Source organism: Streptomyces sp. R33 (assembly GCF_041200175.1).
GTDB lineage: Bacteria > Actinomycetota > Actinomycetes > Streptomycetales > Streptomycetaceae > Streptomyces > Streptomyces katrae_B.
Genome location: NZ_CP165727.1, coordinates 6,292,770 through 6,319,392, shown reverse-complemented (window position 1 = coordinate 6,319,392; position 26,623 = coordinate 6,292,770). Strand labels below are relative to the sequence as shown.

25 protein-coding genes and 1 tRNA gene are annotated in these 26,623 nt (G+C 71.3%); 12 read left to right on the top strand and 14 right to left on the bottom strand.

All coding sequences use genetic code 11. The annotated features are described in order from the left end of the window. Window position 1 precedes the first annotated feature (1 nt). Window positions 2–1,072, top strand: a complete 1,071-nt coding sequence (locus tag AB5J51_RS29090; RefSeq protein WP_369779022.1) for an ABC transporter ATP-binding protein — start codon at window positions 2–4, stop codon at window positions 1,070–1,072. Then, window positions 1,069–1,785, top strand: coding sequence for an ABC transporter ATP-binding protein (locus AB5J51_RS29085; protein ID WP_053785745.1), 717 nt, complete (start codon window positions 1,069–1,071; stop codon window positions 1,783–1,785). Before AB5J51_RS29090 ends, AB5J51_RS29085 begins: the two co-directional genes overlap by 4 nt. Before the next feature lie 67 nt (window positions 1,786–1,852). Here AB5J51_RS29085 and AB5J51_RS29080 read toward each other — a convergent pair whose 3' ends face one another. Then, entirely contained in the window at window positions 1,853–2,527 is a 675-nt protein-coding gene (locus tag AB5J51_RS29080; protein WP_051832085.1) for an ANTAR domain-containing response regulator, read from the bottom strand. Window positions 2,528–2,602: 75 nt separating this feature from the next. On the opposite strand from AB5J51_RS29080, the gene AB5J51_RS29075 reads away from it, so the two are divergent. Next, window positions 2,603–2,677, top strand: a tRNA-Leu gene (locus tag AB5J51_RS29075). A 109-nt stretch (window positions 2,678–2,786) separates the two neighbouring features. Next, window positions 2,787–3,446: a helix-turn-helix domain-containing protein gene (locus AB5J51_RS29070; RefSeq protein ID WP_369780333.1), complete on the top strand. Its 660-nt coding sequence runs from the start codon at window positions 2,787–2,789 to the stop codon at window positions 3,444–3,446. A gap of 158 nt (window positions 3,447–3,604) precedes the next feature. On the opposite strand, the gene pyk is transcribed toward AB5J51_RS29070, so the two are convergent. The 3 genes from pyk to AB5J51_RS29055 all read right to left on the bottom strand — a co-directional run bounded on the left by pyk (window position 3,605) and on the right by AB5J51_RS29055 (window position 6,397). Then, complete coding sequence (pyk, locus tag AB5J51_RS29065) at window positions 3,605–5,032, bottom strand: pyruvate kinase (protein ID WP_136225935.1); 1,428 nt, start codon at window positions 5,030–5,032, stop codon at window positions 3,605–3,607. A 151-nt stretch (window positions 5,033–5,183) separates the two neighbouring features. Next, a complete protein-coding gene (locus tag AB5J51_RS29060; RefSeq protein ID WP_369779021.1) occupies window positions 5,184–5,699 on the bottom strand; it encodes a GNAT family N-acetyltransferase in 516 nt (171 codons plus the stop codon). Continuing rightward, window positions 5,696–6,397: an SIMPL domain-containing protein gene (locus AB5J51_RS29055; protein ID WP_053785741.1), complete on the bottom strand. Its 702-nt coding sequence runs from the start codon at window positions 6,395–6,397 to the stop codon at window positions 5,696–5,698. Before AB5J51_RS29055 ends, AB5J51_RS29060 begins: the two co-directional genes overlap by 4 nt. Before the next feature lie 148 nt (window positions 6,398–6,545). Here AB5J51_RS29055 and AB5J51_RS29050 point away from each other — a divergent pair, with 148 nt between their 5' ends. Continuing rightward, a complete protein-coding gene (locus tag AB5J51_RS29050; protein WP_369779020.1) occupies window positions 6,546–8,366 on the top strand; it encodes a bifunctional UDP-sugar hydrolase/5'-nucleotidase in 1,821 nt (606 codons plus the stop codon). A 75-nt stretch (window positions 8,367–8,441) separates the two neighbouring features. Here the strand turns inward: AB5J51_RS29050 and AB5J51_RS29045 are convergent, their stop codons facing one another. The 7 genes from AB5J51_RS29045 to AB5J51_RS29015 form a co-directional block, all read right to left on the bottom strand. Next, window positions 8,442–9,602 (bottom strand): ALF repeat-containing protein, encoded by a 1,161-nt coding sequence (locus tag AB5J51_RS29045; RefSeq protein ID WP_136225932.1) that lies wholly within the window; start codon window positions 9,600–9,602, stop codon window positions 8,442–8,444. Between the two features lie 129 nt (window positions 9,603–9,731). Then, window positions 9,732–11,141, bottom strand: a complete 1,410-nt coding sequence (locus AB5J51_RS29040; RefSeq protein ID WP_053785738.1) for a lysine N(6)-hydroxylase/L-ornithine N(5)-oxygenase family protein — start codon at window positions 11,139–11,141, stop codon at window positions 9,732–9,734. After that, complete coding sequence (locus AB5J51_RS29035) at window positions 11,138–12,538, bottom strand: aspartate aminotransferase family protein (RefSeq protein WP_369779019.1); 1,401 nt, start codon at window positions 12,536–12,538, stop codon at window positions 11,138–11,140. The genes AB5J51_RS29040 and AB5J51_RS29035 overlap by 4 nt, the downstream gene beginning before the upstream one ends. A 322-nt stretch (window positions 12,539–12,860) precedes the next feature. Beyond that, entirely contained in the window at window positions 12,861–15,362 is a 2,502-nt protein-coding gene (pepN, locus tag AB5J51_RS29030) for an aminopeptidase N (protein ID WP_369779018.1), read from the bottom strand. A 46-nt stretch (window positions 15,363–15,408) separates the two neighbouring features. Further along, the gene (locus tag AB5J51_RS29025) at window positions 15,409–15,747 is read right to left on the bottom strand and encodes a chorismate mutase (protein WP_030292092.1); all 339 of its coding nucleotides are present in this window, start codon (window positions 15,745–15,747) and stop codon (window positions 15,409–15,411) included. A gap of 80 nt (window positions 15,748–15,827) precedes the next feature. Continuing rightward, window positions 15,828–16,040: a hypothetical protein gene (locus AB5J51_RS29020; protein ID WP_369779017.1), complete on the bottom strand. Its 213-nt coding sequence runs from the start codon at window positions 16,038–16,040 to the stop codon at window positions 15,828–15,830. Window positions 16,041–16,260: 220 nt separating this feature from the next. Continuing rightward, complete coding sequence (locus AB5J51_RS29015) at window positions 16,261–17,043, bottom strand: serine protease (RefSeq protein ID WP_199828049.1); 783 nt, start codon at window positions 17,041–17,043, stop codon at window positions 16,261–16,263. Window positions 17,044–17,177: 134 nt separating this feature from the next. On the opposite strand from AB5J51_RS29015, the gene AB5J51_RS29010 reads away from it, so the two are divergent. Further along, entirely contained in the window at window positions 17,178–18,071 is an 894-nt protein-coding gene (locus tag AB5J51_RS29010) for a hypothetical protein (RefSeq protein WP_136224623.1), read from the top strand. A 200-nt stretch (window positions 18,072–18,271) separates the two neighbouring features. On the opposite strand, the gene AB5J51_RS29005 is transcribed toward AB5J51_RS29010, so the two are convergent. Then, window positions 18,272–19,771 (bottom strand): MFS transporter, encoded by a 1,500-nt coding sequence (locus AB5J51_RS29005; RefSeq protein ID WP_369779016.1) that lies wholly within the window; start codon window positions 19,769–19,771, stop codon window positions 18,272–18,274. A gap of 108 nt (window positions 19,772–19,879) precedes the next feature. Here AB5J51_RS29005 and AB5J51_RS29000 point away from each other — a divergent pair, with 108 nt between their 5' ends. Further along, window positions 19,880–20,353: a MarR family winged helix-turn-helix transcriptional regulator gene (locus tag AB5J51_RS29000; protein ID WP_053786879.1), complete on the top strand. Its 474-nt coding sequence runs from the start codon at window positions 19,880–19,882 to the stop codon at window positions 20,351–20,353. A 13-nt stretch (window positions 20,354–20,366) separates the two neighbouring features. On the opposite strand, the gene AB5J51_RS28995 is transcribed toward AB5J51_RS29000, so the two are convergent. After that, entirely contained in the window at window positions 20,367–21,275 is a 909-nt protein-coding gene (locus tag AB5J51_RS28995) for an SDR family oxidoreductase (RefSeq protein WP_053786880.1), read from the bottom strand. A gap of 1 nt (window position 21,276) precedes the next feature. Then, window positions 21,277–22,041, bottom strand: coding sequence for an SDR family oxidoreductase (locus AB5J51_RS28990; protein ID WP_053786881.1), 765 nt, complete (start codon window positions 22,039–22,041; stop codon window positions 21,277–21,279). 56 nt (window positions 22,042–22,097) lie between these two features. Between AB5J51_RS28990 and AB5J51_RS28985 the strand changes: the two genes are divergently transcribed. The 5 genes from AB5J51_RS28985 to AB5J51_RS28965 are packed head-to-tail and all read left to right on the top strand — an operon-like array spanning window position 22,098 to window position 26,579. After that, on the top strand, window positions 22,098–22,871 hold the full coding sequence (locus AB5J51_RS28985; RefSeq protein WP_369779015.1) for an enoyl-CoA hydratase family protein: 774 nt from the start codon (window positions 22,098–22,100) through the stop codon (window positions 22,869–22,871). Beyond that, complete coding sequence (locus AB5J51_RS28980) at window positions 22,868–23,719, top strand: CoA transferase subunit A (protein ID WP_136224619.1); 852 nt, start codon at window positions 22,868–22,870, stop codon at window positions 23,717–23,719. The genes AB5J51_RS28985 and AB5J51_RS28980 overlap by 4 nt, the downstream gene beginning before the upstream one ends. Further along, the gene (locus AB5J51_RS28975; protein ID WP_136224618.1) at window positions 23,716–24,462 is read left to right on the top strand and encodes a CoA-transferase subunit beta; all 747 of its coding nucleotides are present in this window, start codon (window positions 23,716–23,718) and stop codon (window positions 24,460–24,462) included. Before AB5J51_RS28980 ends, AB5J51_RS28975 begins: the two co-directional genes overlap by 4 nt. A gap of 22 nt (window positions 24,463–24,484) precedes the next feature. Next, window positions 24,485–25,615, top strand: a complete 1,131-nt coding sequence (locus AB5J51_RS28970; RefSeq protein ID WP_369780332.1) for an NAD(P)H-dependent flavin oxidoreductase — start codon at window positions 24,485–24,487, stop codon at window positions 25,613–25,615. 31 nt (window positions 25,616–25,646) lie between these two features. Then, window positions 25,647–26,579: a tyrosine-protein phosphatase gene (locus AB5J51_RS28965; RefSeq protein ID WP_369779014.1), complete on the top strand. Its 933-nt coding sequence runs from the start codon at window positions 25,647–25,649 to the stop codon at window positions 26,577–26,579. Window positions 26,580–26,623: the final 44 nt, after the last annotated feature.

Genomic DNA, 26,623 nt, shown 5'->3' with positions numbered 1-26,623 from the left:
CATGACCACCACAGACACCACCACGACGACCACCGTCCTCGATGCCAGCGGCGTCACCATGCGCTTCGGCGGCCTCACCGCCGTCAAGGCCGTCGACCTCAAGGTCAACGCGGGCGAGATCGTCGGCCTCATCGGCCCCAACGGCGCCGGCAAGACCACCTTCTTCAACTGCCTCACCGGGCTGTACGTCCCCACCGAGGGAACCGTCAGCTACAAGGGCACGGTCCTGCCGCCCAAGCCCCACCTGGTCACCAGCGCCGGCATCGCCCGCACCTTCCAGAACATCCGGCTCTTCCACAACATGACGGTGCTGGAGAACGTCCTCGTCGGACGCCACACCCGCACCAAGGAAGGCCTCTGGTCCGCCCTCCTGCGCGGCCCCGGCTTCAAGAAGGCCGAAGCCGCCAGCGAGGCACGGGCGATGGAACTCCTGGAGTTCATCGGCCTCCAGAACAAGGCCCAGCACCTCGCCAAGAACCTCCCCTACGGCGAGCAGCGCAAGCTCGAAATCGCCCGCGCCCTCGCCAGCGACCCCGGCCTCATCCTCCTGGACGAGCCGACCGCCGGCATGAACCCGCAGGAGACCCGCGCCGCCGAAGAACTCATCTTCGCGATCCGGGACATGGGCATCGCCGTACTCGTCATCGAGCACGACATGCGCTTCATCTTCAACCTCTGCGACCGCGTCGCCTGCCTCGTCCAGGGCGAGAAGCTCATCGAAGGCACCGCAGCCGAGGTCCAGGGCGACGAGCGCGTCATCGCCGCCTACCTCGGCGAGCCCTTCGAAGGCGACCCGGGCGCGGCGGAGGCCGCCGAGGTCGAAGCCGCCGAGGCGAACGCGGAGGCGGAGCCGGAGGCCGAGGCCGACGCACCGGCCGAGGCCGAGGCACCGGCCGAGGCCGAAGCGGAGGCACCGGCAGCAGCCGAGGCGGAGGCGGACGCGGACGCGGACGCGGACGCCGAAGCCGAGGCGGAAGCCGACGCGGAGCCGGACGCCGAGGCCGAGGCCGACGCCGACGCGGACTCGGACAGCACCACCGGCACCACCAGCACGGACGGAGACGCCAAGTGACCGCACTGCTCGAGGTCCGAGACCTCAAGGTCGCCTACGGCAAGATCGAAGCCGTCAAGGGAATCTCCTTCGAGGTCAACGAAGGCGAAATCGTCTGCCTCGTCGGCACCAACGGCGCCGGCAAGACGACCACCCTCCGCACCCTCTCCGGACTCCTCAAGCCCGCCGGCGGCACCATCACCTTCGACGGCAAGCCGCTCGCACAGGTCCCCGCCCACAAGATCGTCTCCCTGGGCCTCGCCCACTCCCCCGAGGGACGCCACATCTTCCCCCGGCTGACGATCGCCGAAAACCTCCAACTCGGCGCCTTCCTGCGCACCGACAAGGAGGGCATCGAGAAGGACATCCAGCGCGCCTACGAGATGTTCCCCATCCTGGGCGAACGCCGCAAGCAGGCCGCCGGCACCCTCTCGGGCGGCGAGCAGCAGATGCTCGCCATGGGCCGGGCCCTCATGTCCCAGCCCAAGCTGCTCATGCTGGACGAGCCCTCCATGGGCCTCTCCCCCCTCATGATGCAGAAGATCATGGCGACCATCGCCGAACTCAAGGCCCAGGGCACCACCATCCTGCTCGTCGAGCAGAACGCCCAGGCCGCCCTCTCGCTGGCCGACCAGGCCCACGTGATGGAGATCGGCAAGATCGTGCTCTCCGGCTCCGGCCAGGAGCTCCTCCACAACGAGGACGTCCGCAAGGCGTACCTCGGCGAGGACTAGGGATCCACTCAAGCCTGAGGCCCGCCACCGTCCCCCGGTGGCGGGCCTCACGCGTACGCGCCACGCGCTACTTCGCGGCGTTCTTCTTCTCCTCGGCGTCCTCGATGACCGCCTCGGCAACCTGCTGCATGGACATGCGACGGTCCATGGAGGTCTTCTGGATCCACCGGAACGCAGCAGGCTCGGACAGCCCGTACTGCGTCTGCAGAATGCTCTTCGCACGGTCCACGAGCTTGCGCGTCTCCAGCCGCTGCGAGAGGTCCGCGACCTCCTTCTCCAGCGCCCGCAGCTCCGCGAAACGCGACACCGCCATCTCGATGGCCGGCACCACGTCGCTCTTGCTGAACGGCTTCACCAGGTACGCCATGGCCCCGGCGTCCCGCGCCCGCTCGACCAGGTCGCGCTGCGAGAACGCGGTCAGCATGAGCACGGGGGCGATGGACTCCTCCGCGATCTTCTCGGCCGCGGAGATCCCGTCCAGGACCGGCATCTTCACGTCGAGGATCACCAGGTCGGGCCGGTGCTCCCGGGCCAGCTCGACGGCGGTCTGCCCGTCCCCGGCCTCGCCGACCACGGCGTAGCCCTCCTCCTCGAGCATCTCTTTCAGATCGAGACGGATGAGCGCCTCGTCCTCGGCGATGACGACGCGGGTCGTCAGCGGCGGAACGTGCGACTGGTCGGCGTCGGGCGTGGGCGTCGACTCGTGCTCGGCGGTCACTGGAGGCTCCTCTTTGCGGGGCATAACAAACTCCCCTGAGCCTACCTAGCTACGGTAAGGTGGTCTCGCGTAGGGCTCCCCCGAGCCTTCGTTTCTTAGGCCCCAGTACTCCAACTGGTCAGAGAGGCCGCTCTCAAACAGCGGACAGTGTGGGTTCGAATCCCACCTGGGGCACTTTGCTTAGATTCCATGGTCACGTGATTACCGCGTGACCATCACTCGTTTCAGCGAAGCCTGCCGAAATGCGCCACGTGAGCGAATTGGGCGCGGCAGCGTCGACCACATGTACGACATCGCCACCCGCATGCACGCACTGGACCTGCTGGCCGACGGGCGCAGCATGAACTCCGTCAGCAAGGAAACGGGGATATCCCGGTCCGCCATCCGTGCGTGGCAGGAACGCATCGAACCTCTACCCCGCATCAACGCGGCACCGTGCTCCGGCCCGGGCCACGCGGCGTCCTACGCCTATCTTCTCGGCCTCTATCTCGGCGATGGCTGCATCAGCCCGCACCCCCGCGGCGGGCACCACTTGCGAATCGCCTGCGCCGACGCGTGGCCAGGGCTGATCGAGCTGTGCCGCGCAGCGATCACCGCCGTGCGACCCGACCACAAGGTCCACGTGCTGCAACGCCAGGGCTGCGTGGCCGTCACCAGTTACGGACGGCACTGGACCTGCCTGTTTCCGCAGCACGGGCCGGGCAAGAAGCACGAGCGGCGGATCGTCCTCGAAGGGTGGCAGCAGGAGATCCTCGACGCCCACCCGTGGGAGTTCGTCCGGGGGCTCATTCATTCCGACGGGTGTCGGATCACCAACTGGACCGTCCGGAACGGCAAGCGGTACGAGTACCCGCGGTACTTCTTCACGAACAAGTCGGCTGACATCACCAGGCTCCTGACCAGCACGCTGGATCGCCTCGGCGTCGACTGGAAGCAGCAGTAGCCGATGGGCTGGGCGGCGAGTTGGTCCTGGGGGTAGGTCTTGATCGTCGTCATGCGCATCGCCGTAGGACCTCTGGTTGAGTCGAGGTCAAGGCGTCTTGCCGCGTGGCCGCGTCGGGCGGGACGGGGCCCGACGCGGTGGGGGTGCGGCGGAGGGGGTCAGCGTACGGGGTCGCCGATGTGGTGGACGCGGACCAGGTTGGTGGATCCGGTGACGCCGGGGGGTGAGCCGGCGGTGATGACGACGGTGTCGCCGGGGACGCAGCGGCCGATGCGCAGGAGTTCTTCTTCGACTTGGGCGACCATGGCGTCGGTGGATTCGACGTGGGGGCCGAGGAAGGTTTCGACGCCCCAGGTGAGGTTGAGCTGGGAGCGGGTGGCGGGGTCGGGGGTGAAGGCGAGCAGGGGGATGGGTGAGCGGTAGCGGGAGAGTCGGCGGACGGTGTCGCCGCTCTGGGTGAAGGCGACGAGGAATTTGGCGCCGAGGAAGTCGCCCATTTCGGCGGCTGCGCGGGCGACGGCTCCGCCTTGGGTGCGGGGCTTGCTGCGTTCGGTGAGCGGGGGCAGGCCCTTGGCGAGGATGTCTTCTTCGGCGGCTTCGACGATGCGGGACATGGTCTTGACGGTCTCGACGGGGTATTTGCCGACGCTGGTTTCGCCGCTGAGCATGACGGCGTCGGTGCCGTCGATGACGGCGTTGGCGACGTCGGAGGCTTCGGCGCGGGTGGGCCGGGAGTTGTCGATCATCGAGTCGAGCATCTGGGTGGCGACGATGACGGGTTTGGCGTTGCGCTTGGCGAGTTTGACGGCGCGCTTTTGGACGATGGGGACTTGTTCGAGGGGCATTTCGACGCCGAGGTCGCCGCGGGCGACCATGATGCCGTCGAAGGCGGCGACGATGTCGTCGATGTTCTCTACGGCTTGGGGCTTTTCGATTTTGGCGATGACGGGGAGGCGGCGGCCTTCTTCGTCCATGATGCGGTGGACGTCTTCGATGTCGCGGCCGCTGCGGACGAAGGAGAGGGCGATGACGTCGGCGCCGGTGCGCAGGGCCCAGCGGAGGTCGTCGATGTCCTTCTCGCTGAGGGCGGGGACGGAGACGGCGACTCCGGGGAGGTTGAGTCCCTTGTGGTCGGAGACCATGCCGCCTTCGATGACGAGGGTCTGGACGCGGGGGCCGTCGACGCCGGTGACTTCGAGGGTGACGCGGCCGTCGTCGACGAGGATGCGTTCGCCGGTGGTGACGTCGGTGGCGAGGCCTTTGTAGGTGGTGCCGCAGGTGTGGCGGTCGCCTTCGAGGTCTTCGACGGTGATGGTGAATTCGTCGCCGCGTTCAAGGAGTACGGGGCCTTCGGCGAATCGGCCGAGGCGGATCTTCGGGCCTTGAAGGTCGGCGAGGATGCCGACGCTGCGGCCGGTTTCGTCGGAGGCTTTGCGTACGCGCTGGTAGCGCTCCTCGTGTTCGGCGTAGGTGCCGTGGCTGAGGTTGAGGCGGGCGATGTCCATTCCGGCTTCGACCAGGGCTTTGATCTGGTCGTATGAGTCGGTGGCGGGGCCCAGGGTACATACGATTTTTGCTCGGCGCATGGGGCGAGCGTATGCCCCTACCAGGCAGTAGGAAATTGGATCCGGGTGTCCACTCAACAACCGTTGGGCAAAAGGTTGTTGACAATTGTTGAATGTGCGCGGGGGTGCTCTGATGAGCACCCCCGGGGGGTGTCGTCGGTGCGCTTTTTGATCAGTTCCGGGGGGCGAGCGGGCGTTCGTGGCGGATGCCGGGGCGGCCGTCGACGGTGGTGGTCTCGACCTGGGTGAATCCGTTGCGCCGCAGGACGGTCAGGGACGCCGGGTTGTCGAGGGTGGTGACGGCGGTGAGGCGGGTGAGCCCGTACGTGCTGCCCGCGAGGCGGCAGATTTCGGCGACGGCGGCGGTGGCCGCGCCGCGGCCGACGGCGTGTTCGCCGATGCGGTAGCCGAGTTCGGCGCTGCCGTCCTCGATGTCGATGAGGTTGACGCGGCCGGTCAGGGTGCCGTGGCGGGTGATGAGGACGTGGAAGTGGGACAGGCCGGTGTCCTGTTCGGCGAGCAGGGCGCGGTGGCGGTGGGCGAATTCGGTGAAGTAGGCGTCGCCGCGGTCGGGGACGGTCCGTGCGAAGTACGCGCGGTTTTCCCGTTCGAAGTCGAGGAGGGCGGGGGCGTGGTCGGGGCGGAGTCGCTCCAGGGTCCATGCGCCGGTCGGGGCGGCGGCGTTCACAGTCGGGGAGGGGTCATGGTGAAGCGGGCGTTGACCTGGGCGTAGACGGTTTGGCGCTGGGGTTCGAGGTCGAGGGGCGGGGCTGTTTCTTCGGTGGTGCTGAAGGCCATGGTGCGCATGCCGCTGCCCGAGGCGGCCGGCTGGAAGTTGACGGCGTTTTCGGCGCCGAGGTCGGCGAGTTCGACGAGGGCGGAGAGGTCGGCGCCGAGGGCGGAGGCGTATTCGCGGGCGCGTTGGACGGCTTCGAGTACGGCTTGGCGGCGGGCTTCGCCGTGGGCGGGTGAGGTGGGGCGCAGGGCCCACCAGGGGCCGTCGACGCTGGTGAGTTCGAGGTCGGCGAGGCGGGTGGTGAGTTCGCCGAGGGCGGTGAAGTCGGCGAGTTCGGCGGTGATGTGGACGCGGCCGTGGTAGGCGCGGATGCGTTCGGCGCGGCCGTGGCGGGTGAGTTCGGGGTTGATGGAGAAGGCGCCGGTTTCGAGTTTTTCGACGGCGTCGCCGTAGCTTTTGACCAGGTCGAGGACGGTGTTGTTGCGGCGGGTGAGGTCTTGGAGGGCGGTGCGTCGGTCGGTGCCACGGGCGCTGACGGTGATGCCGATGCGGGCGATTTCGGGGTCGACTTCGAGGCGGGCTTCGCCGCGGACGGCGACGCGGGGGGTTTCGGGGGTTCCGTAGGGCTGGTGCGGTGCGTCCTGGGTCATGGTTTCCACTGTCGCACTGTCGGCCGGGCGGGTCGGTGGTCATCGGATCGAAACCTGATGGGGGTGTTGCCGGTTGTTACCGATCGGTCAGAATCTACGCGCGTTGTTTCACGCTTCGAGATCTGTTCGCCTCACAAGGGGAGATGGCATGGCGTTCGACCGTAGGACGTTTCTGGGTACTTCGGCCGCGACGGGTGCGGCTGTTGCGCTGGCGGGGGCTGCGGGTGCTCCGGCCGCCGCGGCCGAGGTGGCCCCCGGGGCCGCCGGGGCCGGGGGCGCGGGGAAGTCGCGTACGTACTCGTTCACGGTGATGGGGACGACGGACCTGCACGGGAACGTCTTCAACTGGGACTACTTCACCGACAAGGAGTTCGACGACAAGGCGCACAACGACGTCGGCCTGGCGAAGATCTCGACGCTCGTGGACCAGGTGCGGGCGGAGAAGGGGCGTTGCAACACGCTGCTGATCGATGCGGGTGACACGATCCAGGGCACGCAGCTGTCGTACTACTACGCGAAGGTGGATCCGATCACCGCGCGGCGCGGTCCGGTGCACCCGATGGCGCAGGCGATGAATGCGATCGGCTACGACGCGGCGGCGCTGGGGAACCACGAGTTCAATTACGGCATACCGGTGCTGCGCAAGTTCGAGGAGCAGTGTGATTTCCCGCTGCTGGGGGCGAACGCACTGGATGCGAAGACGCTGCGGCCGGCGTTCGCGCCGTACAGCATGCACCGGCTGCGGACTCCGCACGGGCGGGATGTGAAGGTGGCGGTGATGGGGCTGACGAACCCGGGGATCGCGATCTGGGACAAGGCGAACGTGCAGGGGAAGATGACGTTCCCGGGGCTGGAGGAGCAGGCGGCGAAGTACGTCCCGAAGCTGCGGTCGATGGGTGCGGACGTGGTGATCGTGTCGGCGCACTCGGGTTCGAGCGGTACGTCTTCGTACGGTGACCAGTTGCCGTACGTCGAGAACGCGGCGGGTCTGGTGGCGGAGCAGGTGCCGGGGATCGACGCGATCCTGGTGGGGCACGCGCACACGGAGATCCCGGAGTACCGGGTGAAGAACAAGGCGACCGGCAAGGACGTGGTGCTGTCGGAGCCGCTGAAGTGGGGGCAGCGTCTGACGCTGTTCGACTTCGAGCTGACGTGGTCGAAGGGCTGCTGGTCGGTGGCGAAGGTGTCGGCGCGCGTGCTGAACTCGAACACGGTCGCCGAGGACCCGAAGATGACCCGGCTGCTGTCGGACGAGCACCGCAAGGTCGTGGCGTACGTGAACCAGGTGATCGGTACGTCCACGCAGTCGATGTCTTCGGCGGAGGGGCCGGTCAAGGACGTCGCGATCATCGATCTGATCAACCGTGTGCAGGCGGACACGGTGAAGGGGGCGCTGGCGGGTACGCAGTGGGCGGCGCTGCCGGTGCTGTCGCAGGCGTCGTGCTTCTCGCGTACGGCGTCGATTCCGGCCGGGCAGGTGACGATCAGGGATGCGGCGGGGCTGTACCCGTTCGAGAACACGATGGAGGCGCGGCTGCTGACGGGGGCGCAGCTGAAGGACTACCTGGAGTACTCGGCGCGATACTACGTGCAGACGGCGCCGGGTGCTCCGGTGGACCCGGCGAAGCTGACGAACTCCGAGAGCATCCCGGACTACAACTACGACGCGGTGTACGGGCTGGCGTACGACATCGACATCGCGCAGCCGGTGGGTTCGCGGATCTCGGGGCTGTCGTTCCAGGGGAAGGCGGTGGATCCGGCTGCGGAGTTCGTGCTGGCGGTGAACAACTACCGGGCGTCGGGTGGCGGGAACTTCCCGCACGTGCCGCGGGCGAAGCAGCTGTGGGCGAATTCGGAGGAGATCCGTAACACGATCATCCAGTGGGTGAAGGCGAAGGGGACGATCGACCCGGCGCAGTTCGCGTCGGTGGACTGGCGGCTGACCCGGGCCGGGACTCCGGTGTTCTAGTCCGGACGGGGTGGCCGGACGGGGTGGCCGGCCGTGGTGTGCGGCGGCCGGCCACCCTTGGTGGTGCGGGTCCGGTCAGCCTTCCGCGCCGGCGCGGCGCATCCGGGCGGCGAGCAGCAGTCCGGCGCCGGCGATGAGCGCGGTGCCCGCGCCGCCTGCGATCAGGGTCGTGTTGTCTCCCGCGCCCGTGGTGGCGAGGGGTGCGCCGTTGTGGCCCTGGGCGGTGGTGGCCGTGTTGCCGGTGGTCGCGGCGCCGGTACCGGAGCCCGTGCCGGAGCCGTTGCCCTGTTCCTGGCCGTCCTTGCCGGGGGCGGGCTTGTCCTTGGCCGCCTTGTCCTTGGCCGCCTGGTCCTTGGCGCGGGCCTCGTGCTGGCCCGTCTTGAGGAACTCGGTCCGGTCGGCGGCGGTGCCCGCGAGCGCGGCGCGGCCCGCCTTGACGAGTTCCGGACCGCCGCCGTCGATGATCTTGGCGATGGCGACGCGGTTGTCCTGGTCGCGCAGCTCGTACTGGGTCACTTCCAGGAAGTGGCGCAGCTCGGCCGGGGTGGGCGATCCGCTCATGAGCTTGCTGATCGCCTCGCTGAGGATCGGGCCGTCCCAGCTTTCGTCGATCCGGGCCAGTTCGACCAGGTCGTCGGAGGCCTGGGCGAGGAAACGGCCGGTCTTAAGGAACTCCGCGCGGTCGGCGGGGGTGCCCCGCAGTGCCTTCTTGCCGGCTTCCTTCACGGCGGGGCCGCCGGTGCCGATCAGCCGGGAGATCTCGACCTTGTTGTCGTCGTCGCGCAGCTCGTGCTGGGTCACGTCGTAGAAGTGGCGCAGCTTTTCGATGTCGTTTCCGCTGCTGAGGACCTTGTTGATGCCCTCCTTCAGGCCGGGGCCCGCGTGGGCGAGGAGACGGAGGATGGCGATGCGGTAGTCGTCGATACGGATCTTGTGCTGGTCGACTTCGATGAACTTCCGCATGGCCTGTGGGCCGTCGGCGATGGCCTTGCGGCCGGCTTCCTTCATGAACTCGCTGGCCATCGGGTGGGCGATGATCGCGAGGATGGTCTTGCGGTCCTCTTCGGCCTGGTCGGGCGCGGGCTGGTCGGGCGCGGGCTGGTCCGGCATGGTCGGTGCCGGCTGGTGGCCTGCGGCCGGGGCGTCGGGGCCGGCGGCGAACGCCGGCGACGCGATGAGGACGGCCGGAGCAAGGGCAGCGGTGGTGACCGCTGCGGCGATCCGGGAAAACTTCACAGACAAAACCCCCTGGAAACGTTTCTTCGCCAGAAGAGACGTTCGGCCTGTGCGGATAGTTGTACGGGTAATGTTCCCGCCCCTCGAGGCGTGCGGGGGCGGGGCTCGATCACCGGACGGCAGGACCTCTCAGGGGTGGTCGACGAGGGGGCGGAGTTCGCCCGCAGGGCGGGGGCGGGTGTGCTCCCGCTGTTCGAGGCCGAAGGTGGTGAAGGCGGTGCGGGCGGGCTGGGGGTAGGGCTCCTTGCCGGTGAGGGTGTTGAGGATGGCGGCGCTGCGCCAGGCGGCGAGGCCGAGGTCGGGGGCTCCGACGCCGTGGGTGTGCCGTTCGCCGTTCTGGACGAAGACGCTGCCGGTGACGGAGGGGTCGAGGAGCATGCGGTGGCGTTCGTCGATGCGGGGGCGGCCGGAGGAGTCCTTGCGCAGGTAGGGGTCGAGTCCTGCGAGGAGGCTGGTGAGGGGGCGTTCCTTGTAGCCGGTGGCGAGGACGACGGCGTCGGTGGTGAGGCGGGAGCGGGTGCCCTGCTGGGTGTGTTCGAGGTGGAGTTCGACCTTGGTGGTGGCGACGCGGCCGGCGGTGCGGACGCTGACTCCGGGGGTGAGGACGGCGTCGGGCCAGCCGCCGTGGAGGGTGCGGCGGTAGAGCTCTTCGTGGATGGCGGTGATGGTGGTGGCGTCGATGCCCTTGTGGAGTTGCCATTGGGCGGGGACGAGCTGGTCGCGTACGGGTTCGGGCAGGGCGTGGAAGTAGCGGGTGTAGTCGGGGGTGAAGTGTTCGAGGCCGAGCTTGGAGTACTCCATGGGGGCGAAGGAGGGGGTGCGGGCGAGCCAGGTGAGGCGTTCGCGGCCGGCGGGGCGGGAACGGAGCAGGTCGAGGAAGACCTCGGCTCCGGACTGGCCTGATCCGATGACGGTGACGTGGTCGGCGCCGAGGATGCGCAGGCGGTTGTCGAGGTAGTCGGCGGAGTGGATGACGGGGACGGTGGGGGCTTCGGCGAGGGGGCGCAGGGGTTCGGGGACGTAGGGGGCGGTGCCGATGCCGAGGGCGAGGTTGCGGGTGTAGGTGCGGCCGAGGGCTTCGGCTTCGCCGTCGGTGTCGAGCTGGGTGTGGTCGACTTCGAAGAGGTCGCGTTCGGGGTTCCAGCGGACGGCGTCGACCTGGTGGCCGAAGTGGAGTCCGGGCAGGCGGCCTGCGACCCAGCGGCAGTAGGCGTCGTATTCGGCGCGCTGGATGTGGAACTGCTCGGCGAAGTAGAAGGGGAAGAGCCGTTCCTTGTGCCGGAGGTAGTTGAGGAAGGTCCAGGGGCTGGTGGGGTCGGCGAGGGTGACGAGGTCGGCGAGGAAGGGGACCTGGAGGGTGGTGCCGTCGATGAGGAGTCCGGGGTGCCAGCGGAAGTCGTGGCACTGGTCGTAGAAGGCGGTGGCGAGTTCGCCTGCGCCTTGGTGGGGGAGGCCGTGGGCGAGGGCGGCGAGGGACAGGTTGAAGGGGCCGATGCCGATTCCGACGAGGTCGTGGGGTGCATCGAGCTGGGCGGTCATCGGTGGGTGCTGCCTTCCAGGAGGGTGATGAGGGTGTCCAGGTCCCGCGCTGTGGTGTGGGGGTTGAGCAGGGTGGCTTTGAGCCAGAGGCGGCCGTCGGCGGTGGCGCGGCCGAGTACGGCGTGGCCGCCGAGGAGGAGGGTGCGGCGCAGGGCGGCGAGGTGGGTGTCGTCGGTGTGGGTGGGGCGGAAGAGAACGGTGCTGATGGTGGGGGGTGCGTGGAGTTCGAAGCGGGGGTGTGCGTCGAGGAGGCGGGCGAGGTGGTGGGCGAGTTCGCAGGTGCGGTCGATGAGGTGGGCGAGGCCGTCGCGGCCCAGTGAGCGCAGGGTGGCGGCGATCTTGAGGGCGTCGGGGCGGCGGGTGGTGCGCAGGGAGCGGCCGAGGAGGTCGGGGAGGCCGGCTTCGGTGTCGTCGGTGGCGTTGAGGTAGTCGGCCTGGTGGGCGAGGGGGGCCAGCAGGGCGGTGTCGGGGACCGCGAGGAGGCCTGCGGCGACGGGTTGCCAGCCGAGTTTGTGCAGGTCGATGGTGATCGACCGGGCGCGTTGCAAGCCGGTGAGGGCGGGGCGGTGGCGGGGGCTGAGGGCGAGCAGTCCCCCGTACGCGGCGTCGATGTGGAGGTCGGCGCCGTACTGGGCGCACCGGTCGGCGATGGGGTCGAGGGGGTCGATGAGGCCGGCGTCGGTGGTGCCGGCGGTGGCGGTGACGAGGACGGGCCCGGGGGTGGCGGCGAGGGCTTCGGCGAGGCGGGCGGGGTCGAGGGTGCCGGCGGGGGTGGGGAGGGCGCGGGCGGGCGGCAGGCCGAGGAGCCACGCGGCGCGGGGGACGGAATGGTGGGCGTTGGCTCCGTGGAGGACGGTCAGGCCGGGTCCGTGGCGTTCGCGGGCGAGGAGCAGGGCGAGTTGGTTGGCTTCGGTGCCGCCGGTGGTGACGAGGGCGTCGGGGTGGGGGGTGTCGAAGAACTCGGCGGCGAGGGTGCGGGTGAGGAGGGCTTCGATCGCGGAGGCGGCGGGCGCCTGGTCCCAGGAGTCGAGGGAGGGGTTGAGGGCGGAGGCGGCGAGGTCGGCGGCGGCTGCGACGGCGAGGGGCGGGCCGTGGAGGTGGGCCGCGCACAGGGGGTCGGCGGGGTCGGCGGCGCCGGCGGCGAGGGTGTGCACGAGGGTCCGGAGCGCCTCGTGATCGCCGTGGCCCTTTTCGGGGAGTACGTCGCCCAGTGCGGCGGCGACGCGGGCCGCAAGGGCGTCGGGGCCGCCGGCCGGAATCGGCCCGCCGCGCTCCTGGGCTCCGGTGTGGAGGGCTTCGAGGACGGTGTCGAGGAGGGGCCGCAGGGCTTCGGCGCCGGGGCGGCCGCCGGCGAGCGCGTGCGGTGGGGGCGGCGGGGTGCCGGGCGGCGCGGTCATGCGGTGTCCTCACGGGAACGGGGTCTGCGGCAGGGTGCCGGCCCAGTCGTGGGGTGCCTGGCGCCGGGCGCTGCTGCGGTGACAGCCGGGTGGCCCGACGTGTACAACGATCAGACCCGAATGGGGTAACCGCCGGGGTTTGTCCGAACGTTGGTGTCCGCGGGGCGACGGCGGGCCCGCGGCCCGGGAACGGGGCCGGGGAACGAGGCCGGGGAACGAGGCCGGGGAACGAGGCCGGGAACGGGGCCGGGAATGCCTCCGGCCGCCGCCCCCGGCCGGTGTCGGCGGGGGCGGCGGCCGGGGAAGCGGCGCGCCGGGGGTGTCAGGAGGCGCGGACGCGGAGGGCGCGGGACAGGTCGTCGAGCTGGTCGACGAGCTTGCGGCGCAGTGCGGGGACGATGGACGGGTCGGCGAGGGCGGTGTGGCCGGCTTCGAGGTTGTCCTCGTCCACGGCGTGGCCGGGGAAGGCGTAGCGGCCGGCGGCTTCGGCGATGGCGGGGCCGCGGCGGGCGCCGAGGGCGATGGCGTCGGTGTAGAAGCGGGGGACGTAGTCCCGTACGAGGTCGGCCTGTTCGGGCTGCCAGAAGCCCTGGGCGGTGGCGCTGAAGAGGTAGTTGGAGAGGGAGTCGTCGTGGAAGAGGCGCTCCCAGGCGGCGGCCTTGGCCTCGGCGGTCGGGAGTGCGGCGCGGCAGCGGGCGGCGCCTTCCTCGCCGGTGGCGCTGGGGTCGGCTGCGAGGGCGGCGTCGATCTCGCGCTCGCCGACGGCGCCGAGGACGGACAGCCGGGCGAGGATGCGCCAGCGCAGTTCGGGGTCGAGTTCGGGGCCGCCGGGCACGGTGTCGTCCTCGAGCCAGGCGGCGAGGGTGTCGGGCTGGGTGGCGGCGTCGATGAGCGCGCGTACGGCCGCGAGCCGCAGCCCGGGGTCGGAGCCGTCCTCGGTGCGGCGCAGCAGGCCGCGGGCGGTGAGGGTGAGGGTGGCGAGGGCCTCGGCGCGGTGTTCGGGGGCGAGGTAGCGGTCGGCGATGTGGTGGCGGGCGAAGGCGAGGACGCCCTGGACGACGGCCAGGTCGGCTTCCTCGGGCAGGTGTGCGCCGGCGGTGGCCAGGTAGGCGGCGGGTTCGAGTTCGCCGTCGCGGACCATGTCGCGCAGGGAGTTCCAGACGACGGCCCGGGTGAGGGGGCCGGGGATGGCGGACAGCTTGCGCAGGGCGGTTTCGAGGGAGGTGTCGTCGAGGCGGACCTTGGCGTAGCTGAGGTCGCCGTCGTTGAGGAGGAGGAGGGCCGGGCGGGGGCCGCTGACGGAGACGATCTCGTCGGAGGGGACGTCGATGGTGAGGAGTTCGCGCGGCTCGAGGGTGTTGTCGGGGTCGCGGTCGTAGAGGCCGACGGCGATGTGGTGGGGGCGGGTGCCGTGGTGGTCGACGGTGAGGGTCCAGCCGCCGTGGCTCTCCTCGATGTGGGGGGTGAGGGTGTCGATGCCGGTGGTGCGCAGCCAGATGTCGGCCCAGGCGTGGACGTCGCGGTCGGTGTGGGCGGCGAGGGATTCGACGAAGTCGGCGAGTGAGGCGTTGGCGAACCTGTGGCGGGTGAAGTGGGTGTTGATGCCGGCGAGGAAGTCCTTTTCGCCGAGCCAGGCGACGAGTTGGCGCAGCGCGGAGGCGCCCTTGGCGTAGGAGATGCCGTCGAAGTTGAGGAGGGCGCTGGCGGTGTCGGGTACCGCGTCGGGGTCGGGGGCGACGGGGTGGGTGGTGGGCCGCTGGTCGGCGTCGTAGCCCCAGGATTTGCGGTTGACGCCGAATTCGGTCCAGGTGCCGGTGAAGCGGGTGGCTTCGGTGAGGGTCTGGTAGCCCATGTACTCGGCGAACGACTCGTTCAGCCAGATGTCGTCCCACCAGCGCAGGGTGACGAGGTCGCCGAACCACATGTGGGCCATCTCGTGGGCGATGACCATGGCGCGGGTCTGGCGTTCGGTGTCGGTGACGGCGGAGCGGAAGACGAATTCGTCGCGGAAGGTGACCAGGCCGGGGTTTTCCATGGCGCCGGCGTTGAACTCGGGGACGAAGGCCTGGTCGTAGGAGTCGAAGGGGTAGGGCTCGGAGAACTTCTCGTGGTAGCGGTCGTAGCAGTCGGTGGTGACGGACAGGATTTCCTCGGCGTCGGCGTCGAGGTGGGGGGCGAGGGACTGCCGGCAGTGGATGCCGAAGGGGAGTCCGGCGTGTTCGGTGCGGATGCTGTGCCAGGGGCCGGCGGCGACGGCGGCGAGGTAGGTGGAGATGACGGGGGTGGGGGCGGACTTCCAGATGCCGGCGCCGTCCGTGTCGCGGTTGCCGGTGCGCTCGGTGATGCCGTTGGCGAGGACGGTCCAGTGGGCGGGGGCGGTGACGGTGAACTCGAAGACGGCCTTGAGGTCGGGCTGGTCGAAGGCCGGGAAGACGCGCTGGATGTCGTCCATGAACATCTGGGTGTAGACGTACGCCTCGCCGTCCGCGGGGTCGGTGAAGCGGTGGAGGCCTTCGCCGGTGCGGGAGTAGCGCATGCGGGTGGCGATGCGCAGCTCGTGGGGGCCTTCGCCGAGGCCGATGAGGGGGAGGCGGTTGTCGGCGAGGGTGTCCGGGTCGAGGGGGCTGCCGTCGAGTTCGGCGGAGTGCAGTTCGTCCGGTTTCAGCTCCACGAAGGTGTCCGCGGCGGTGCGGGCGGTGAACCGGATGACGGTCGTGGACTCGAAGGTGTCGTCGCCGCCGGTGAGGTCGAGGGTGACGGCGTAGTGGTGGACGTCGAGGAGCTGTGCTCGGAGCTGCGCTTCGTTGCGCGTCAGTGCGGACATGGGGCCCATGCTGCCCGAAGGGTGGGCCCCGGTCGTCTGCTCCGGCCTACTCTTCGCCCGCAGCGATCGTCTCGTGGTGGCGGATGACCTCGGCGATGATGAAGTTGAGGAGCTTCTCGGCGAACGCGGGGTCGAGTTTGGCGTTCTCTGCGAGCTCGCGGAGCCGGGCGATCTGGCTGGCCTCGCGGGTCGGGTCGGCCGGGGGCAGCTGGTGCTTGGCCTTGAGGTGGCCGACCTGCTGGGTGCACTTGAAACGCTCGGCGAGCATGTGGACGACGGCGGCGTCGATGTTGTCGATGCTGTCGCGCAGGCGGGCCAGCTCGGCGGTGACGTTCTCGTCGATTGCGCCGGTCGCGGCGGCTTCGTCGGGGGCGCTGTTGTTCATGGTTCCCGAGAATACGTGGCGTTCGCGTGTGGTTCCCGGGCGAGTCGGTCCGTGAGACGGACGGGTCCGGTGTCGGCCGGTCAGAGGGGGAGTACGGCTGTGACCAGCCGGCCTCCTCCGGGAGCCGCGCCGGCGGTGAGGGTGGCGGGTGAGACGAGGGAGGCTCCGACGGCCGCCGCGCGGGCCGCCTCAACCAGCATCGCGGGGCTGGCGTCTTTCAGGAGGAAGCCGGATGCTCCTGCGTGGAGCGCGGCGTGGACGTACTCGTCGAGGTCGGAGGTGGTGACGATCACGATGCGCGGACCGTCCCGGCCTGCGAGCCGCCGGGTGACCCCGAGGCCGCTCTCCCGTGGGACCGGCGGGCGCGCGGGCCCGCGAGCGGGCGGCGCCGGGGCGGCGGTGCCCCGGCCGCGTGCCGCTCCGGCCGGCCTTGCGGACGTACGGTGCGCCGCGCCCCGCCCTTCCGGCCCGGGTGTACCGGGTGTACTCGGCCGGAAGGACGGGGCAGGGGGCTCAGAGGGTCGCGGCCGCGTTCTTGATGGCCGTGGCGAAGGTGGAGACCTCGGTGTAGACGCCGGGGAAGTTGGGCCGGGCACAGCCCTCGCCCCAGCTGACTATGCCGACCTGGATCCAGGCGTTGTTGTTGTCGCGGCGGAACATGGGGCCGCCGGAGTCGCCCTGACAGGTGTCGACGCCGCCCTGGGGCAGCCCGGCGCAGATCTCCTCGCTGGGGACGAGGTCGTTGCCGTACGAGCTCTGGCAGCTGGCGTCGGAGACGAACGGCACGGTGGCCTTCATCAGGTAGCGCTGCTGGCCGCCGCCTTCGCGGGTGGCGCCCCAGCCGGCGACGGTGAAGGTTCCGTTGTCGAAGGCCTTGGTGTCGGCGATCTTGAGGGTGGGCAGGTTGATGGGCTTGGCGAGCTTGATGAGGGCCCAGTCCTTGCCCTTGCCGTTGTAGCCGGGGGCCTGGAGGACCTTGGTGGATTTGACCTTGATGGCGCTGGAGCTGTTGAGGTCGACGACTCCGGCGGTGGCGGTGATGGAGGTGTTGTTGCCGGAGCCGCTGACGCAGTGGGCTGCGGTGAGCACGATCTGCTGGGTGTAGAGGGCGCCGCCGCAGCCCATGGAGAGGCGGACCATGAAGGGGAACTCGCCCTGGGCGGCGCGGGTGCCGCCGACGACGGGGGCCTGGGAGGCGCTGGCGGCGGCGGGCTGGAGGCTGACGGCGGCGAGGGCGACGGCGCCGACGGCGAGGGTGCGCTTGATGAGTGCGGCAAGGGTGGACAAGGTCAACACACTGCCTTTCGTGGGGGGTTGGGCCGTGCACGTCATCGGGTGAATGACACGTACATGTCACACCCGCCTCTCACCGGACATCAAGAACGCATTTTCGGACAACCTGCGGGACGCTGTGCGGCGCGGAGAGCGCCATGACGCGCATCAGCCGGTCCGGCAGCCCCGTCGAGCACGGATTCCCCCGTCTCGACACCGTCCGCGCCGCGATCACCGCACTGTTCCGGCGGCTCTCCTACGAGGGGATCCGGGCCTACGACACGAGCTTCGCGCCCGCCGACGCCGCCTTCACCGCCGACGACGACCTCCACCTCGGCGCGCACCGCGTCGCCTCCGCGATCGTGCGCGCGCTGCGTCTGCCCGATGCCCGGATGGTGGTCTGCTTCCGGGCGATGGAGGAGGCCGCCACCGTGGAACTGGCCTCGGGGCCCGAGTACTTCATCGAGGTCAACGACCGCTTCCGCACCCACCGCCGCGATCTGGCCGCCGCCCTGGCCCACGAGGTCACGCACGTCCTGCTGCACCGGCTTGACCTGCGCTTCCCCACCACCGCCGACAACGAGGTCCTCACCGACACCGCCGCCGCCTACCTCGGCGTCGGCTGGCTGCTCCTCGACGCCTACCGCGAGGACGAGCTCACCCACCAGAAGCTCGGCTACCTCACCCCCGAGGAGTTCGGCTATGTCCTCGCCCGGCGCGCCCTCCTGCCCGGCGGGGGCGAGGACCCGTCCACCTGGTTCACCAGCCCCCAGGCGTACGAGGCGTACGTGCGCGGCCGCGAGCTCGCCGGGCGGGAGCTGCGCCGGGCCCCCCTCGCCGCCGCGGACCGGGCGCAGCGGCGCCGCTACGCCCGGGACCGGCGGGCGGGCTCCGCCGCTCCGGGGGCCTCGTACGTCTTCGAGGAGCACCCGGCGGGGACGCGGGTCAGCTTCCCGTGCCCGGTGTGCGGGCAGCGGTTGCGGCTGCCGGTGCGCGGGCCGGTGCGCGCCCGCTGCGGGCTGTGCCGCACGGTGCTGGACTGCGACACCTGACCGCAGCCGGGGCCCGGCGAACGCGGCGCGGACGAGGGCCAAGATGTCGGCTGAGAGCGGTTCAAGTCATGGCCGGGGTGGGTAGTCCTATCCCATCGCACGAGTGAAGGATCCGGCCCCGACCCCCCCGCCAGGGGGCCGGGGCCGTTCCCTGTGCCGGACCCGTCCGGGCCTTCGCTCCGCCGCTCCCCCGGCAGCGGTTACGCCGGGACCGGTTCGGCGTCCGAGGGCGCCGGTGCGGGGGACACCGCCGTGCGCGGCAGGGCCAGGCAGAGTACGGCGCTGAGCAGGAATCCGGCGGTCACCCAGGGCATGGCGGTGGTCAGTGCGTGCGTGGGGCCACCGTCGGCGAGGGCGTCGAAGAAGACGCTGCCGATGACGGCCGCGCCCAGGGCTCCGCCGAACTGCTGGGCGGTGGAGAAGATTCCGGAGGCTCCGCCCGCGATGTCGGCGGGGACGGCGGACAGGACGACGTTGACCAGCGGTACGACCAGGAAGCCGAGTCCGGCGCCTGCGACGAGCAGGCCGGGGACGAGCGGCCAGGCCCCGGTGTGCGCGGCGGTGGAGGCGGAGACGGCGTACCAGACCCCGGCGAAGCCGCCTGCCATGAGCAGCGCGCCGGCAGCGAGCACGAGGCGGCCGAAGCGGACGGCGAGGGTGTCGGCGACGGGGGCGGTCAGGAAGCCGCCGACGGAGAAGGCGACGGTGAGCACGCCGGCCTGCATCGGGGTGTAGCCCTCGCCGCCCTGCAGCCAGATCGCGAAGACCAGGAAGAAGCCCTGCATGCCGACGGCGAAGAGCAGTTGGACGGCGAGGCCGACGGAGAAGGCGGGGAGCCGGAAGGCGCGGGCGGGCAGCAGCGGTACGGTCGCCGTCCCGCGCCGGCGGGCTTCGAGGACACCGAGGCCGATGACGGCGAGGACCCCGGCGGCCAGGCACAGCCAGCCCCACAGCGGCCAGCCGCCCGCCTCGCCCTGGACGAGCGGCAGCACGACGGCGATCAGGGCGCCGGCGAGGACCAGGCTGCCGGCCAGGTCGGGGCGGCCGGCGCCGCGTTCGCGGGTGGCGGGGACCAGGACGGCTCCGCCCACGCTGGCGGCCAGGGCGACGGGCACGTTGACGAGGAAGATGGACCGCCAGCCCCAGCCGAACAGGTCGGCGTCGGTGAGCAGGCCGCCGAGCAGCAGTCCGACGGCGGAGGCGAAGCCGGCGACGGCCCCGTACATCCCGAAGACGGCGCCGCGCTCCTTGCCCTGGAACAGGGTGCGGAAGGAGCCGAGCACCTGGGGCATCAGCAGGGCGGCCATGACGCCCTGCACGGCGCGGGCGGCGATCAGCTGGCCGGGGCTCTGGGCGATGCCGCAGCCGAGGCTGGCGAGCCCGAAGCCGGCGGTCCCGGCGAGGAAGAGGGCCTTGCGGCCGTACCGGTCGCCGAGGTGCCCGGAGACGATCAGGGTGGCGGCGAAGCCGAGGAGGTAGGCGGAGACGAGCCACTGCAGGGCGCTCTGCGAGGCGTGCAGGTCGCGGCCGATGGAGGGGATGGCGACGTTGACGATGGTCACGTCGAGCAGGTCCATGAGCGCGGCGACCATCATGACGACGGCGGCGGCCCAGCGGCGTGGATGGGGTGCCGAAGGCACGGACGCGGGCACGGGCGCGGGCGCGTGCGCCGGCGGGGGGACGGGCGAGGGCGAGGGCATGGCGGGCTCCAAAGTATTTCGTTCGGACGAACGAAAGATTGACACGGAGGCGCGCGTGATCGCAACTCTTTCGTTCGCCCGAACTAAACACTTGGTACGGTGGATGCCATGAACGACGAGACGGACCCCCGCCGGGAAGCGGTACTGGCCGAGCTGAACCGCACGGGCCGCGAGACGAGCGCGGCGACCGTGGTGTTCCACGAGGCGGCCGCCGCCAAGCAGGGGCTCAGCGCCACCGAGACGAAGACCCTGGACCTGCTCATGCGGCGCGGCCCGCTCACGGCGAAGGAGCTGTCCCAGCACTCGGGACTGGCCCCGGCCTCGGTGACGGGCCTGGTCGACCGGCTGGAGCGCAAGGGCTGTGTCCGCCGGGTCAAGCACCCGACGGACAAGCGGCGGGTCCTGGTGGAGGCGCTGCCGGAGCGGCTGGCCGAGATCCGGCCGGTGTTCGAGGACTGGGCCCGTGAGGTCGCGGAGCTGTGCGAGGAGTTCACGACGGCGGAGCTGGAGACGGTGATCCGCTTCCTGCAGGGCTCCAACGCCCGCCAACTGCGCGCGGCGGCCCGCCTGTCGGAGTCCTGACCCGGCGCCCCGGCTACTCGGCTCCGTAGACCGGGTGCGGGGGCTCGGATTCCGCGAGGAGTTTCGTCGCCGTCTCCCCCGCCTCGGCCGGGGTCCAGCGGGCCCCGCGGTCCGCCGTCGGGCCGGGACGCCAGCCCTCCATCACCGTGATCCGGCCGCCCTCCGCCTCGAAGACCCGGCCCGTGACCCCCGCCGAGGCGTCCGAGCCCAGCCACACCACCAGCGGCGACACGTTCTCCGGGGCCATCGCGTCGAAGGCGCCCTCTCCCGGCGCCGCCATCGTCTCGGCGAACGTCTGCTCCGTCATCCGCGTCCGCGCCGCCGGGGCGATCGCGTTGACCTGGACCCCGTACCGGCCCATCTCCGCCGCCGCGACCAGCGTCATGCCGAGGATTCCGGCCTTGGCCGCGCTGTAGTTGCCCTGCCCGACCGAGCCCAGCAACCCCGCCCCCGAGGAGGTGTTGACGACCCGCGCCGCCACCGGACGGCCCGCCTTCGCCTCGGCCCGCCAGTGCGCCGCGGCGTACTTCAGCGGCAGGAAGTGCCCCTTCAGGTGCACCCGCATCACCGCGTCCCAGTCCGCCTCCTCCAGGTTCACCAGCATCCGGTCCCGCAGGAACCCGGCGTTGTTGACCAGCGTGTCCAGCCGGCCGAACGCCGACAGGGCCGCCCCGACCAGCGAGGACGCGCCCTCGGGCGACGCGATGTCCTTGCCGTGCGCCACCGCCTCGCCGCCCAGTGCCCGGATCTCCGCGACCACCTGCCCGGCCGGACTGTCCTCCCCCGGCTGCCCGTCGAGTCCCACGCCCAGGTCGTTGACGACGACCTTCGCCCCCTCCGCCGCGAAGGCCAGTGCGTGGGCCCGGCCCAGCCCCCGCCCCGCGCCCGTCACGATGACCACACGACCCTCGGCAAGTCCCATCTCAACTCTCCTTGTTGACCGTTGCCGCATCCAGAAATGCCGGGCGCTCCCCGCCCCCGTGCACGAGCAGGCTCGCCCCGCTGACGTACCCCGCCCGGCCGGAGGCCAGAAACACCGCCGCCGCCCCGACGTCCGCGGGCTCCGCCAGCCTGCCGAGCGGGACCGTCGCGCCCACGGCCGCGATCCCCGCCTCGTCCCCGTAGTGCAGGTGCGCGAGCTCGGTCCGCACCATGCCCAGCACGAGCGAGTTCACCCGTACCTCGGGCGCCCATTCCACGGCCATGGACCGGGCCAGGCTCTCCAGCCCCGCCTTCGCCGCCCCGTACGCGGCCGTCCCGGGCGAGGGCCGGGTCCCGCTGACGCTGCCGATCATCACCACCGAGCCGTGCGCCTCGCGCAGCAGCGGGTACGCCGCCAGCGAGGCCGTCATCGGCGCCACCAGGTTCAGCTCGACGACCCGCGCGTGCCGCTGCGCCCCGCCCTCCCCCAGCAGCCGGTACGGGGTTCCGCCCGCGTTGTTCACCAGACAGTCGAGCCGCCCGTACCGGCGCCCGAGCGCATCGAAGAACTCCTGTACGGCGGCCGGATCGCGCAGGTCCAGCGCGGTGAACGAGGCGGTGCGCCCGCCCGCGCACACCGCTTCGGGCGGCGGGCGGCGCGCGCAGACGACGACCTGCGCGCCCGCCTCGAGGAACGACCGGGCGATGCCGGCGCCGACGCCGCGGGTTCCGCCGGTGACGACGACAACCCTCCCGTCGAGCTCCATGGGCTGCTACCTTCCTCACCTAACAAATGTTTGGTGGAAAGGTAGCTGATCCTCTCATGGGTGTCTCCACCTCAAGCCCCGGCAAGGGCATCGCACTGGTCACCGTCGACTTCCCACCCGTCAACGCGCTTCCCGTGCAGGGCTGGTACGACCTCGCCGGCGCCCTGCGCGCGGCCGGCCGCGACCCGGAGACCCGGTGCGTCGTGCTCGCCGCCGAGGGCCGCGGCTTCAACGCCGGCGTCGACATCAAGGAGATGCAGCGCGACGCCGGCCACGCCGCGCTCATCGGCGCGAACCGCGGCTGCTACGAGGCCTTCGCCGCCGTCTACGAGTGCGAGGTGCCGGTCGTCGCGGCCGTCCACGGCTTCTGCCTGGGCGGCGGCATCGGCCTCGTCGGCAACGCCGACGCGATCGTGGCGAGCGAGGACGCGACCTTCGGGCTGCCGGAGCTCGACCGGGGCGCCCTCGGCGCCGCCACCCACCTGGCCCGCCTGGTCCCCCAGCACCTGATGCGCGCCCTCTACTACACCTCGCGCACCGCCACCGCCGCCGAACTGCACGCGCACGGCTCGGTGTGGCGGGTGGTGCCGCGTGCGGAGCTGCGGGCGGCGGCCCTCGAACTCGCCGCCGAGATCGCCCGGAAGGACGGCTACCTGATCCGGCTGGCCAAGGCCGCCATCAACGGCATCGACCCCGTCGACGTACGGCGCAGCTACCGCTTCGAGCAGGGGTTCACCTTCGAGGCCAACCTCAGCGGGGTCGCCGACCGGGTCCGCGACACCTTCGGAGAGCCCGCAGAGGGAGAGCTTGCAGGGAAGGAGCGCTCATGACCGACAAGACGATGACCCCCGAAGAGGTGGTCGGGCAGCTGCGCAGCGGGATGACCCTGGGCATCGGCGGCTGGGGGTCGCGGCGCAAGCCCATGGCCCTGGTGCGGGCACTGCTCCGTTCCGAGATCACCGATCTCACCGTGATCTCGTACGGCGGCCCCGACGTCGGCCTGCTCGCGGCAGCCGGCCGGATCCGCAGGCTCGTCGCGCCCTTCGCCACCCTCGACACCATCCCGCTGGAGCCGCATTTCCGGGCGGCCCGCGAGAGCGGCGCCTTCACCCTCACCGAGCTCGACGAGGCCATGTTCATGTGGGGCCTGCACGCCGCCGCGAACCGGCTCCCCTTCCTCCCCGTCCGCGCCGGCCTCGGATCCGACGTCATGCGGGTCAACCCCGAGCTGCGCACCGTCACCTCCCCCTACGCCGACGGCGAGGAGCTCGTCGCCGTCCCCGCCCTGCGCATGGACGCCGCGCTGGTCCACCTCAACCGCGCCGACCGCCTCGGCAACGGCCAGTACCTGGGTCCGGACCCGTACTTCGACGACCTGTTCTGCGAGGCCGCCGACGCCGCGTACCTCTCCTGCGAACTGCTCGTGGAGACCGCCGAGCTCTCCAAGGCCGGCCCCCCGCAGTCCCTGCTGGTCAGCCGGCACTCCGTCACGGGCGTCGTCGAGACCCCGAACGGGGCGCACTTCACCTCCTGCGTCCCCGACCACGGGCGCGACGAGGCCTTCCAGAAGCTGTACGCGACCACCCCCTGGCCGGAGTTCTCCGCCCGCTTCCTGTCCGGCGGCAGCGAGCACGCCTACCAGTCGGCCGTCCAGGCCTGGCACGAGGAGCAGAAGTGAGCACAGCGACGGCCGCCTCCCGGGCGGAGTACTGCGTGATCGCCTGCGCCGAGGCCTGGCGCGGCAACGGCGAGGTGCTCGCCAGCCCGATGGGCCTGATCCCGTCGTTCGGGGCCCGGCTGGCGAAGCGGACCTTCTCCCCCGACCTGCTCCTGACCGACGGGGAGGCCCTGCTCGTCGGCCTCGGCGGCGAGGCCGAGGGCTGGCTCCCGTACCGCCGCCACCTCACGATGGTCACCGGCGGGCGGCGGCACGTGATGATGGGCGCCAGCCAGATCGACCGGTTCGGCAACCAGAACATCTCCTGCATCGGCGACTGGGCCCGGCCGGCCCGCCAGCTCCTCGGGGTGCGCGGAGCGCCGGTCAACACCCTGAACAATCCGGTGAGTTACTGGGTGCCGAAGCATTCCCCGCGGGTGTTCGTCGAGCGCGTCGACATGGTGAGCGGGGTGGGCTACGACCGGGCGGAGGCGGCCGGGGTGACCCGCTTCCACCGGCTCCCGCGGGTGGTCAGCGATCTCGGCGTCTTCGATTTCGCCGGCCCGGACCACTCGATGCGCCTGGCCTCGCTCCATCCGGGCGTCACCGTCGAACAGGTCCGGGCGGCCACCGGGTTCGACCTGGCGGTCGACTCCGCAGACGGCGAGGTCCCGTACACGCGGGAGCCGACCGCCGACGAGCTGCGGCTGATCCGCGAGGTGATCGACCCGAAGGGGCTGCGCGACCGGGAAGTGCGGGTCTGAGGCGATGGCGATGTCGATGTCGATGCGGACGCCGTTCACGGAACTGGTCGGTGTCGAGCACCCGATCGTGCAGACGGGCATGGGCTGGGTGGCCGGGCCCCGGCTGGTCTCGGGCGCCGCCAACGCGGGCGCCCTCGGCATCCTGGCCTCGGCCACGATGACCGTGGACGAGCTGCGTGCGGCGGTCCGCGAGGTCAGGTCCCGTACGGAGGCCCCGTTCGGGGTCAACCTCCGCGCGGACGCGGGGGACGCCGCCGAGCGCGTCCGGCTGATCATCGACGAGGGCGTACGGGTCGCCTCGTTCGCGCTCGCGCCGTCGAAGGAGCTGATTGCACAGCTCAAGGACGCGGGTGTGGTCGTGATCCCGTCGATCGGGGCCCGGCGGCACGCCGAGAAGGTCGCGGCGTGGGGGGCCGACGCGGTGATCGTGCAGGGCGGCGAGGGCGGCGGGCACACCGGGGACGTGGCCACGACGGTACTGCTGCCCCAGGTGGTCGATGCGGTGGACATCCCGGTGGTCGCGGCAGGCGGCTTCCACGACGGCCGCGGGCTGGTCGCCGCGCTGTCGTACGGGGCTGCGGGCATCGCCATGGGCACCCGCTTCCTGCTGACCTCGGACTCCACCGTCCCGGACGCGGTCAAGGCCCGGTACCTCGCGGCAGGCGTCAAGGACGTCACCGTGACGACGGCCGTGGACGGGCTGCCGCACCGGATGCTGCGCACCGAGCTGGTCGCGTCCCTCGAGCGGGCGGGCCGTACCCGGGCGCTGGCCCGGGCGGTCCGGCACGCGGCCGCCTTCCGCAGGCTCTCCGGGCTGTCCTGGCCGCAGATGGTGCGCGACGGCCTCGCGATGAAACACGGCAAGGACCTGTCCTGGAGCCAGGTCCTGCTCGCCGCGAACACCCCCATGCTCCTCAAGGCGTCCATGGTCGAGGGCCGTACGGACCTCGGCGTCATGGCATCGGGCCAGGTCGCGGGGGTGATCGAGGATCTGCCGTCCTGTGCGGAGCTCGTCGCCCGCGTCATGGCCGAGGCACACACCGTGCTGGCACGGCTGGAACGCCTGCACGGCGAACGTGCGCACTCACCACGTCCGCACCCGCACCCGCACCCGCACCCGCACCCGCTCGACGCCCTGCCACCACCAGGGTGATCCCCCTTCTCCTCCTCAGGAGTCGCCACCGATGAGCCGTGCCCGAATCCGCCTGGTGACCGCGGTGCTCGCTTCCGCTCTCGCCCTCGGCACCCTGCCCGCCGCCTCCGCCGCCTCTGCCGCGCCGGCGGCGGGCGCCACCGCCGCCGGCCGGTACCACCAGCAGGCGGAAACGATTCGCCAGATCCCCCTCCAGGGCGCGGTCAACGTCCGCGACCTGGGCGGCTACCGCACCTGGACCGGCGGTCAGGTCCGCCAGGGCCTGGTCTACCGCTCCGACGCGCTCAGCAAGCTGACGCAAGGAGACATCACCACCGTCTCCGGTCTCGGCCTCACGAAGGTCGTCGATTTCCGCATCCCCATGGAGCTCCGGTACGACGGCGCCGACCGGCTGCCCGCGGGGCTCACCGCCACCTCCCGCCCCGTCAGCGACCTCGGCCTGTACGGGACGCTCGTCGGCGCGATCTCCAGCGGCGACCCCGCCACGCAGGAGCAGATGCTCGGAGGCGGCCGCGCCGAGGCCTACATGCGCGACATCTACCGCACCTTCGTGACCAGCCCCGAGAACCGGGCGCAGTTCGCGGCGACGGTACGGGAGATCGCGGACGGCGGCCAGGACCCGCTCCTGTACCACTGCACCTCGGGCAAGGACCGGACGGGCTGGATGAGTTACGTCCTGCTGCGCGCCCTGGCCGTCCCCGAGGAGACGGCCGAGCGCGACTACCTCGCGTCGAACACGTTCCGCGCCGCGTACGACGCGCAGGTGCGGGCGGGCCTGAAGCAGTCCGGGCGGATGCAGAACCCGGACCTGCTGATCCCGCTCCAGGAGGTCCGCCAGGACTACCTGGACGCGGCGACCGCACAACTGGCCGCCGACTACGGCAGCTTCTACGGCTACCTCACGGACGGCCTCGGCCTGGACCTGCGGACGCTCGCGAAACTCCAGACGAAGCTGGTCCGCTAGCTCGGCAGCCGGGGCATCGGCCGGACAGCAGTACGCCGGGCGGC

What these genes read in the sequence shown, in the direction of transcription:
- AB5J51_RS28965 (WP_369779014.1), top strand. Translation starts at nt 25,647, where the DNA reads ATGAGCCGTGCCCGAATCCGCCTGGTGACCGCGGTGCTCGCTTCCGCT.
- AB5J51_RS29025 (WP_030292092.1), bottom strand. Translation starts at nt 15,747, where the DNA reads ATGAACAACAGCGCCCCCGACGAAGCCGCCGCGACCGGCGCAATCGAC.
- AB5J51_RS29005 (WP_369779016.1), bottom strand. Translation starts at nt 19,771, where the DNA reads ATGCCCTCGCCCTCGCCCGTCCCCCCGCCGGCGCACGCGCCCGCGCCC.
- AB5J51_RS29050 (WP_369779020.1), top strand. Translation starts at nt 6,546, where the DNA reads ATGGCGTTCGACCGTAGGACGTTTCTGGGTACTTCGGCCGCGACGGGT.
- AB5J51_RS28990 (WP_053786881.1), bottom strand. Translation starts at nt 22,041, where the DNA reads ATGGAGCTCGACGGGAGGGTTGTCGTCGTCACCGGCGGAACCCGCGGC.
- AB5J51_RS29055 (WP_053785741.1), bottom strand. Translation starts at nt 6,397, where the DNA reads ATGACCCAGGACGCACCGCACCAGCCCTACGGAACCCCCGAAACCCCC.
- AB5J51_RS29070 (WP_369780333.1), top strand. Translation starts at nt 2,787, where the DNA reads ATGTACGACATCGCCACCCGCATGCACGCACTGGACCTGCTGGCCGAC.
- AB5J51_RS28995 (WP_053786880.1), bottom strand. Translation starts at nt 21,275, where the DNA reads ATGGGACTTGCCGAGGGTCGTGTGGTCATCGTGACGGGCGCGGGGCGG.
- pyk (WP_136225935.1), bottom strand. Translation starts at nt 5,032, where the DNA reads ATGCGCCGAGCAAAAATCGTATGTACCCTGGGCCCCGCCACCGACTCA.
- AB5J51_RS28985 (WP_369779015.1), top strand. Translation starts at nt 22,098, where the DNA reads ATGGGTGTCTCCACCTCAAGCCCCGGCAAGGGCATCGCACTGGTCACC.
- AB5J51_RS28970 (WP_369780332.1), top strand. Translation starts at nt 24,485, where the DNA reads ATGCGGACGCCGTTCACGGAACTGGTCGGTGTCGAGCACCCGATCGTG.
- AB5J51_RS29000 (WP_053786879.1), top strand. Translation starts at nt 19,880, where the DNA reads ATGAACGACGAGACGGACCCCCGCCGGGAAGCGGTACTGGCCGAGCTG.
- AB5J51_RS29035 (WP_369779019.1), bottom strand. Translation starts at nt 12,538, where the DNA reads ATGACCGCGCCGCCCGGCACCCCGCCGCCCCCACCGCACGCGCTCGCC.
- pepN (WP_369779018.1), bottom strand. Translation starts at nt 15,362, where the DNA reads ATGTCCGCACTGACGCGCAACGAAGCGCAGCTCCGAGCACAGCTCCTC.
- AB5J51_RS28980 (WP_136224619.1), top strand. Translation starts at nt 22,868, where the DNA reads ATGACCGACAAGACGATGACCCCCGAAGAGGTGGTCGGGCAGCTGCGC.
- AB5J51_RS29090 (WP_369779022.1), top strand. Translation starts at nt 2, where the DNA reads ATGACCACCACAGACACCACCACGACGACCACCGTCCTCGATGCCAGC.
- AB5J51_RS29010 (WP_136224623.1), top strand. Translation starts at nt 17,178, where the DNA reads ATGACGCGCATCAGCCGGTCCGGCAGCCCCGTCGAGCACGGATTCCCC.
- AB5J51_RS29080 (WP_051832085.1), bottom strand. Translation starts at nt 2,527, where the DNA reads ATGCCCCGCAAAGAGGAGCCTCCAGTGACCGCCGAGCACGAGTCGACG.
- AB5J51_RS29040 (WP_053785738.1), bottom strand. Translation starts at nt 11,141, where the DNA reads ATGACCGCCCAGCTCGATGCACCCCACGACCTCGTCGGAATCGGCATC.